Raw genomic sequence first — 8,444 nt, 5'->3', positions numbered from 1 at the left:
GGTTAATTTTCTTAGTCATCCGTGGTTGGGAAAAAGGGAATACTCTCAAAATATTAACATTTATAAGGCTTTCAGCTATTTGTTAATTTTTATTACTATTATCTTGACTTTTTGTTGATTTATTTAACTTCTAACGAATGGTCCTTAATTGAGCGGTAATATGAGAAAATCCACTATTTAAGTTTCCAGCACCTAAATTTAAAACGACTAGCTTACTCATTCGATCATTTTGATTATTAATATCTTTAATCTTACGGTAAAAGACATGATTAAATCAGTAAAAATAATTAGGGGTTGATGAAAAAGTCGAATGATGAGGATAGCAATAGAAAATGGGCAATGGGCAATAGTTTTCTGGTTTGTTCAGCAAAGCTTAATTATAATATAAAATTTACACAATACAAAAATTAGTTACTAAAAAAGGTTAAATAATCGAATATTTCTTGAGTAGAAAATTGCCAATCTGACAATAAAGATAACATAGGTAATAATTCATTATTTTGTTTTATTTGAGGTTGTTGATTGGGTAAAAAAATCATCACAATTTTTTCTTGAGGATCTATTAACCACCCTAATTCTGTACCATTATTTAAGGAAAATAAAATATTATCAATAACCCGAATAGAACTTTGTTGCGGTGAAAGAATTTCAATAACCCAATTAGGTGCAATCTCAATACTATTATTTATTTCTCCTTGTTCATCTTGAGGGATATTTTGCCAAGAAATAACACTAATATCAGGTACGATCGATCTTTGGTTAAAATTGCAACGCAATTCCGTAAAAGCACAGCATTTTTTTTCAGGTAAACCTTTCTGATTGATAGCAGTAGTTAAAAAAGTTTGAATGGTACTATGTTTTCCTTTAGGCATAGGTTTTTGATAAATATAACCATTAATATATTCTTGAATTGGTTTGGTTTCAGGTAATTGTAAAAATTCTTTGAGATTAATTTGTACTGGTGTTTGAACAAACATAATTATTAACTTAAATCAATAAAGATTGTTATTTTTATTGTCAACTATTAAGAAAAATTCGTGATTATCTTTTTTCAGCTACTTTAATATTAAAATTATTTTCTAACCAAGAAAGATCTAATTTCCAATTATTTTGGCTTCGTTTTTGCCATTGACTCCAAACGGTTGTTAAATATTTTTCAACCTCTAAATTTGACCAATTATTAACTTTAGCTAAATGTTTTTTTGCTTCCGCTTCTTTTCCTCTAACTCTTGCTAATCCTATATGTTTTACTTGATGACAACTGGGGCAAAGGGCAGTTAATCCTATTAGTTTTTGAATATATTTTTCATCGTCATAGTGCCAAATTTCGTGACATTCTACGGGATGTTTTTCTCCTACTCCTCCACAAATTTCACATTTATAATTGGCTTTTTTATAGGTGTCTTTTCTGAGTATATCCCATATTTTCCCATCAACATGATCTCTGACATTGGAAAACCAACAGGTTTGCGGTACAAGTTCGATCGATAGTTTACACATATTTTTGGTGATATTTAATTTTCTTTGAGTATGAAATATTAAAATTTTCAGTATTTATTTAATTTTAAGATTTTGATAGCCAAAGATTTAGCACTATTTTTCTTTAAAAAGTTTTTAAATAGGGTTAAAATAAAATCTACTAATATTAAGCAACTTGAAATTGAGATGTGATAATTTCTTTATCAAAATCAAGAACATCAGAAGAATTTAAAGCATTTTCAATCAATTCAACCATAGAAGTTTTTTGATTATAAAGTATTACTAAATGATCTCTTGCTCTTGTCATGGCTGTATAAATTCCTGCTTTTTCGGTGAAATCTGCTTCAGGATTACTAAAACACTCGGCTTTATCTACTCCTGCAATAATTACAGCGTCAAATTCTACACCTTTTAAGGCATTCCATGAGTCCACGATAACATTTCGATGGTATCTTGAAAGTTAATCCACATAATAGTTATTTCAACTTATTAATTTTGTTCTTACTTACATATCAGGAGAAGTTAAAAAAAATATGCAGAATCAAAAAAATGACCTGCATACTTTCAGTTAATTAATTAGCTAGTTTGAAATCCCAATAAACAGTAGTAATGGACAAAAATTCCTCCTCCTTATCTATAGGGGCAATAATGCGTAAACCTCGTAAATGATCGATCGCCCGTTCATACATCGTATTTCGTAAGCATTTATCGAGCAGTGTCCATGTAGGAGCGTTACTATGGAATTGATATTTACCATAAGCCAAAGCCACTCGAATCATATTGACATTAATTGCTCGTTGTTGCATCCGTCTTTGAGTATGATTTTCATCATGGTATGTACCTGTAATTACAAACTCAGGAATTTCCACGATTTTGGGATCTTTTTCTACGAGAAAATGCAAAGTTTTGCTGAATTTCATAGTATTACCAACCATTAATTTCACTTCCTACTTATTTATCAGGAGAGAAATGAGAAATTATGCGCAATGAAGCTATTTTTTTTCAAATCTCTTAAGTGAATTATTGATTTGTGTCGATAAATAAGTCTTTAAATAGCGATACAGAAATAATAATGGTTTTTCCAATTTCTCTGACTTCCTCAAAATCCTTGTCGCCTGTAATTAAAAAATCTGCTTGGGATGCGATGGCACAACTAATAAATTTAGCATCCTTTTGATCTCTAGGAAAATCAACTTCATTATCAACTTTTATCAATTTTGTGATGCTATGAATTTTAGTTAACCATTTTTGTTTAATTTCATCATTTAATTTTAATTTAGGGCGATTTAAAACTTCTTGATATTCATGTAAAATGGTAGGAGATACGATCCATTGATAGCTAGAACTATTACTAATAAAATTAATAACTATTTCTGGATTTTTTCCTTTTAAAACAGCAGAAACAACAATATTTGTATCAATAATAACTATTCTCATTTACCTTCTCGATAAGCATTAATTTCATCCTGAATTTCATCTTCAGTAATATTTTGAATATCGGGTAACGATCGAGTTATTTGAAATAATGTTTTTAATTCTTCAGCTTTTTTTTTCTGCTCATAATCTATTTTATTAGAATCTTCTACTTGAATTTTCAATATTTTTTCTGCTAGTAATTGTTTCGTTGATTCACTAGCTTTGAGTCCATTTTTTTTAAGAGAATAATTAATTTTATTAATCACTTTTTCTTTTTCAGATATTAATAATAAACCTTCAATAAAAATATCTTCTGGACTTCTGTTTTCGTTGTGAATGAGATATTGTTGATAAAAATTTTCTTGTTCTGGTGTTAAATTTAAAGTAATTTTCATGATGTTACTTTATAGAGTTATATAGAAATTTTTTTAGCTGTCTTTTTCTCATCTTATTCCCACGGTGCTTTATGATTGAGTAAATAAGATAATTTTTCGTTGTCGGTGGGAGAAGCATTTAAAATGTGATTAAACACTTTCCATTGTCTCTCATCTAAATCGATTAAATCTTTTTGACTTGATTCGATTCCCAGATTGATGGTTTCTGAGGGTTTATTTTTTTCGGCTTTACTAACTTTCATAGCAATCTCAAGTATTATTCTCTACATTGTAAGGAAATTTTTTAATGTTTGTCGATAATTTACTCTTAGTTTTAGTAATAATACGATTCAAATACTTTCTGCACTAATTCACCATTTAACTTTAAAATCTCATCAGTTAGGCGGATAATTTCAATGTTTGGCAAGGCTTGAGAACGTACTTCATTGACGATATTAATTGCTTCTTGAATATCTTTAGTTAAATGAGTAATAATAGCCAAAGCTATAGCGGTAGAGCGACTTACTCCCTCATGACAGTGAATTAAAAGTGTTCCTTCTCCCTTATATTTTTCTTGAAAATTATCGGCAAAATCTAGCACTTCATAAATTATATCTTTGGTGATAATTTCATGTCCTAATTGATAATTTTCTGACCAAACATCGTCAAAATCTAATTCTAAAACACTATGACGATTTTCTTCTTTTTTTTCTTCAATGGAGCTAGGGGCATAAATTCGATAACCCGGATTCATAATAGAAATAACCGCATCTGCATCATCAATATAGTCGTTAACTTCAGGCACACCGCAAATAATAATTTCTACCATAAAATTTTTAAATTTAAAGCAACATTTATTTATCAGGATAAGATTGAATTTTTATGCAAAAGTTTTATCTTTGGATTGATATAAGATCAAGAATTAAAGGTCATTTAACCAATTTTGAATGACACTGAATAAATTAATTTGATTAGGTGAAAATCCTCGTATAAAAGAAGATACTGATTCATTTGTTACCCAACCAATATTAACGGCGTTACTTATCTTTTGGCAGAAGTTAACTAATTCTGAATATGGTTCATGATTATAAAAAATTAGGGCTATTTTCTCTTTTTTTACCCATTGTTTTATTTTTGCAATAATTCTTTTTAATTGGGGTGCATTATTAATTTCTGGAATGTCTAAATCTTCGGGAAAGACTTGTTGATATATTTGATAAGAAATTTCTTGGGTAATTGCATCCTGATCTGTTTCTCCTGCTAAACTAAAGAGATCAATTATGATAGGATAAACTGCTTCAGTAGGTTGTAATTGTTTTAAAGAATTAACACTAATTTGTTGCTGTAAACTTTGAGTTAAATTATTTTCCCCAATGGGCATAATTTCTCGCATTTCTGGGTGAATATTCGGTTGACAATGCCATGCTTGATAAAATTCAGGATAGTTAATACCCTTTGCACAATTCCATAAAATATCCCAAGTAGCTATCTGAATATCATATGTATATTTTTTATTTATGCCTTTTTTTAACGTTTTAATAATTTCCGCATATCTTTTTGAATAGTTTTGATTTTTCAAAAGGCTAATAAATTTTTCTAAAAAGTAATTTTCATCTTTTTTAACATTATATTCTAATGCTAATTGATTATCTTCAAAACTAAAAAAATTACTATTATTAATTAAGTATATAAGAGCATCTATAATGTATAAATTATTAGCTGAAATTTTTGATAAATAATTAATTGCGTCTAATTTTCTGGTGATAGTAATTTCATCAGAGACTTCTAAATCATCTAAATAATTTTCTAGCCAAGTTGTTATTTTAGATTCTAAAGAGGAACAATTAATTAATTTTTCTTGATTAGAAAATCTCAGATATAAGTCAATAATCTTTAAGTTAATTTGCTTATCCAAGTTTTTATTAAAAATGTAATTAAATGTTTCGGAAATACTTTTAATATTATTCTCAATAATAAACTCTTTATTAGTAGATATTCTCTGTAAAAGTTGTAAACAATCTATAATAATATCAACATTATTGTTATATGTATTTAAAATAAATACTACATTATCAAGAAGTATATTTAATAAATCATTAATGTCATTAATATCGTTATATGAGAAATTATGATTTAAAAGGTTTAAACATTGACTAATAATTTTTAGATCATCTTTTTTCAACAAGTCTATGAGAATAGAAAGTAATTGTTTAATATCCTCTTGTTCATAATCATATATATCTTTTAAATATTTTAATTCTGAATTAATTTCTGTTTCTAACCCATTTCTAATTGGAAGCTCTTCGTCAAGACCACAACTATAACAAATGTTTGATGTCAGAAATTTTGTGGGGATATATTCTTTGATAAAACTTATGTGATCTACTTCACGATAATGGCTTTTATCTGTTCCCTGAAATAATGTAAAAGATGGTATATATCCACCTGACTCTTCAGATCTAATTTTTTCCATTCTCTCATAAAAATATTTATGAAAATTTTTATCATTTTTTAAAAGTTCTTCAGCTATTTTATTATTAGGATTAATTATTAACAATATTTGTGCAATACAAGTTTTATAATAGCTATACACATCATAATCATCTGGCAAATAAGAGAGATACCAACAATAAGAATCAGGAGTAAACCTGTAATTAGGAACATTAATACCTTCAAAATCTTTGTTAATAATCTTCATCAATAATTGATTCAATATTTCTATTGATTTAGTCTTTTTATATAAAACTTTACTCCAAATTTCTAAATCTTTTAAAGTTAAGTTTTCTAAAATATATAAGATAAATGGGCTTTTTATAATGTTTAATAAATAGTTACTTAGTTGATGATGATTAGCTTCTAATAATATTTGTTTATAATCTAAATTCCAAGGCAAATATTGGGTATTTTGAAAATTAAAACTATCAGAATAAGAAATCCATTTATTTTGTTTATTATCGACATATCCAAAGGAATTTTTAATAACAAGTTCAATAATTTTTTCACTTAAAGTACAGTTTTTATATTCACTAATGCCCATCCCCGCTGAAAAATTTGCTCGATGTTGATAAAGAATCCCCCCAAAATCATATAAAGTCTCAATTAACTCCTCTTTTTCCTCATCATTAATATCATTTCTTCCTAACCATAATAAATAAACTTCCTTCCATTGAGGCTCAAAAATACGGTAAATTCCCTCACTGGGATTATCAGGAATATGGGTTAAGAAAAAGTGCCAATCATCAATAGTTAACGCCGCAAAATACTCTTGAAAAGTAGGATGATAAAAAGCATAAACCACCTCATCGGGATTTTCCGCCGCCACTCCCACTTGATTTAACCAACCTAAATCAATGGCTAAGTTAAATAACTCCGAATCTTCATCCCCTAAGTATTGACAAACCTCGGTATGGGTTAAGCGAAAACGAGAATTAGATTTATCAATGGCTTCTCTGGCTAATATTCCTAATGCTTGGTTTAACTCCCTTCTTTGTTTAGCGGTAGTAGTAAAATACTCCTCTTTCCATTCATAAAATACCTTCACAAACTGTTGATATAAACCTGCTTTGGTTTCGGGTAAATCTCCCTGTCTTCTCTGCCAAAAACTACATAATAAGGTTAATCGCAGGGGATTTCGCACTAAATCTTTAATTCTCTCTTTTCCCGTTTGATTTAAGGCAGATTCTAAGGATTCCGCTAAATCTGGTTGACGACTAAACCATTTATTGACAAACTCCTCTCTTAACTCCTCCGACACATCCAAATTGCGGTAAATATCAAACTCTTGTAGGTAATTTTTCCCTGCATCCCAAACATTCACCCGACAAGTGATAACGATTTTGGCAGAAGTTAACCACCCTCGCAGTTGATGATTAATTTCGGCTAAGGGATTAGTTTCCCCCATTTCATCTACACCATCAAGTAATAACCACACTTGCCCTTGATTAAATAATTCTACCAATTCATTTTCTTGCTCTGGTGTCACTCTTGCTACTTTTAAAGCGTCTTTTAACCAGATTTGCAATAAATATTCTTCGATGGTTTTCCCTTGTAAATCCGCTAAGGATACCCATACAGGAATCTGATTTTGACTTAATACCCAATGTGGGCGATTTTTTGTAATTGAGTGGTTTTTCCCGCCCCCGGTTCACCTATAATAGCGATACGTTTACCTTTACTTTTTGGGCTTTCTCCTTTGGCTAATACTTCTGAGAAAAATTCTTCATGGCTATATTCACGGGTGATTTCTTCGGTTTCTTCTTGTTTTTGTCTATCGTTATGATTACTTGAATCAATATCATCAAAATCAATATCAACAATTGTGGTGACGGTGGAAAATTTATTGCCAGAGTTATATAAAGTTGAGCCTTTTTCTGCTTCTATTGCACCACTATTTTTATCTTTTTTCTCTTTCTTTTTCCGCTCTAATAAGCCTAATGGTACAAAAATATCATCTAAGTTAAATCTTTCTTCATTAAGGGTTAAGGGATTACTGGTTAAATTTTTTTGTTTGCTAATTTTTTCTTGACAAATATTAAGCCAATTTACTGCTTCTGATTCAGGCTTAATTATGGAGAAGGGATGCCAGTTGCTATCGGGATGCTGAAATAATATTGGTAGCCAACTCGCACCAGCATATTTCCCTTCCAAGCCTTGTAATTTTTCTTGCGCTTCTCTTTTGGCTATTTCGATGGTTTTGCCTTCCGTTAAACTTTGTAAAAAGTATTTAAGAAAATGTTGAGCGACTTCGTTAGGCACATCTTCCTGCATGACGATGATTTGGGGTAGCTGTAAATCGGCTAAGGCGTTGGCTAATCCTAAACCGTCACAGGAATTAAAGATTGCTAGTTTTAATCCTTGTTGAATAGCCCGTTGTAAACTATATTTTAATTGCTCAATGGTAATATTTTCTTGAGAGTTAAGGGCTATTTCACCGCTAATATGATTACTTTTACTATGCCCTGCAAAGAATAATATATCCCATTTTTCATCCCATAATTGTTCGTTAAATTCTTGTCTCGATGGCTCTTGTAAAAATTTTGGCGTTGCTGAATTAAGGTATGATTTTTAGATAAAGGGGTCAAATTATCAAAAATAAAAAAATGATACAATGTCCAGAGTGCGGGTCTAAACATATTCACAAAAATGGAATTAAAAAAGGAAAGCAAAATCATCTTT

9 protein-coding genes and 1 pseudogene are annotated in these 8,444 nt (G+C 29.5%); all 10 read right to left on the bottom strand.

The window, feature by feature from the left end:
• Positions 1–407: 407 nt before the first annotated feature.
• On the bottom strand, positions 408–977 hold the full coding sequence (locus ACEW8E_RS15140) for a Uma2 family endonuclease (RefSeq protein ID WP_373481191.1): 570 nt from the start codon (positions 975–977) through the stop codon (positions 408–410).
• A 64-nt stretch (positions 978–1,041) separates the two neighbouring features.
• Positions 1,042–1,500, bottom strand: coding sequence for an HNH endonuclease (locus ACEW8E_RS15135; protein WP_373481190.1), 459 nt, complete (start codon positions 1,498–1,500; stop codon positions 1,042–1,044).
• A gap of 145 nt (positions 1,501–1,645) precedes the next feature.
• The gene (locus ACEW8E_RS15130) at positions 1,646–1,912 is read right to left on the bottom strand and encodes an ATP-binding domain-containing protein (protein WP_373481189.1); all 267 of its coding nucleotides are present in this window, start codon (positions 1,910–1,912) and stop codon (positions 1,646–1,648) included.
• Positions 1,913–2,051: 139 nt separating this feature from the next.
• Entirely contained in the window at positions 2,052–2,414 is a 363-nt protein-coding gene (locus ACEW8E_RS15125) for a DUF4258 domain-containing protein (RefSeq protein WP_373481188.1), read from the bottom strand.
• An 85-nt stretch (positions 2,415–2,499) separates the two neighbouring features.
• Positions 2,500–2,916 (bottom strand): putative toxin-antitoxin system toxin component, PIN family, encoded by a 417-nt coding sequence (locus ACEW8E_RS15120; RefSeq protein WP_373481187.1) that lies wholly within the window; start codon positions 2,914–2,916, stop codon positions 2,500–2,502.
• Positions 2,913–3,290, bottom strand: coding sequence for a hypothetical protein (locus ACEW8E_RS15115; RefSeq protein ID WP_373481186.1), 378 nt, complete (start codon positions 3,288–3,290; stop codon positions 2,913–2,915). Before ACEW8E_RS15115 ends, ACEW8E_RS15120 begins: the two co-directional genes overlap by 4 nt.
• Positions 3,291–3,343: 53 nt before the next feature.
• The gene (locus ACEW8E_RS15110; RefSeq protein ID WP_373481185.1) at positions 3,344–3,532 is read right to left on the bottom strand and encodes a DUF1778 domain-containing protein; all 189 of its coding nucleotides are present in this window, start codon (positions 3,530–3,532) and stop codon (positions 3,344–3,346) included.
• A 71-nt stretch (positions 3,533–3,603) separates the two neighbouring features.
• The gene (locus ACEW8E_RS15105) at positions 3,604–4,098 is read right to left on the bottom strand and encodes a dual specificity protein phosphatase family protein (protein ID WP_373481184.1); all 495 of its coding nucleotides are present in this window, start codon (positions 4,096–4,098) and stop codon (positions 3,604–3,606) included.
• 93 nt (positions 4,099–4,191) lie between these two features.
• On the bottom strand, positions 4,192–7,290 hold the full coding sequence (locus ACEW8E_RS15100) for an NACHT domain-containing NTPase (protein WP_373481183.1): 3,099 nt from the start codon (positions 7,288–7,290) through the stop codon (positions 4,192–4,194).
• 68 nt (positions 7,291–7,358) lie between these two features.
• Positions 7,359–8,285: pseudogene (locus ACEW8E_RS15095) on the bottom strand (CHAT domain-containing protein); the annotation flags it as partial.
• Between the last annotated feature and the right edge of the window lie 159 nt (positions 8,286–8,444).

Origin of the sequence: Geminocystis sp., from assembly GCF_041753295.1 — a bacterium.
In the GTDB taxonomy this organism is placed as follows: Bacteria; Cyanobacteriota; Cyanobacteriia; order Cyanobacteriales; family Cyanobacteriaceae; genus Geminocystis.
This window is presented reverse-complemented; position numbering and strand designations above follow the sequence as displayed.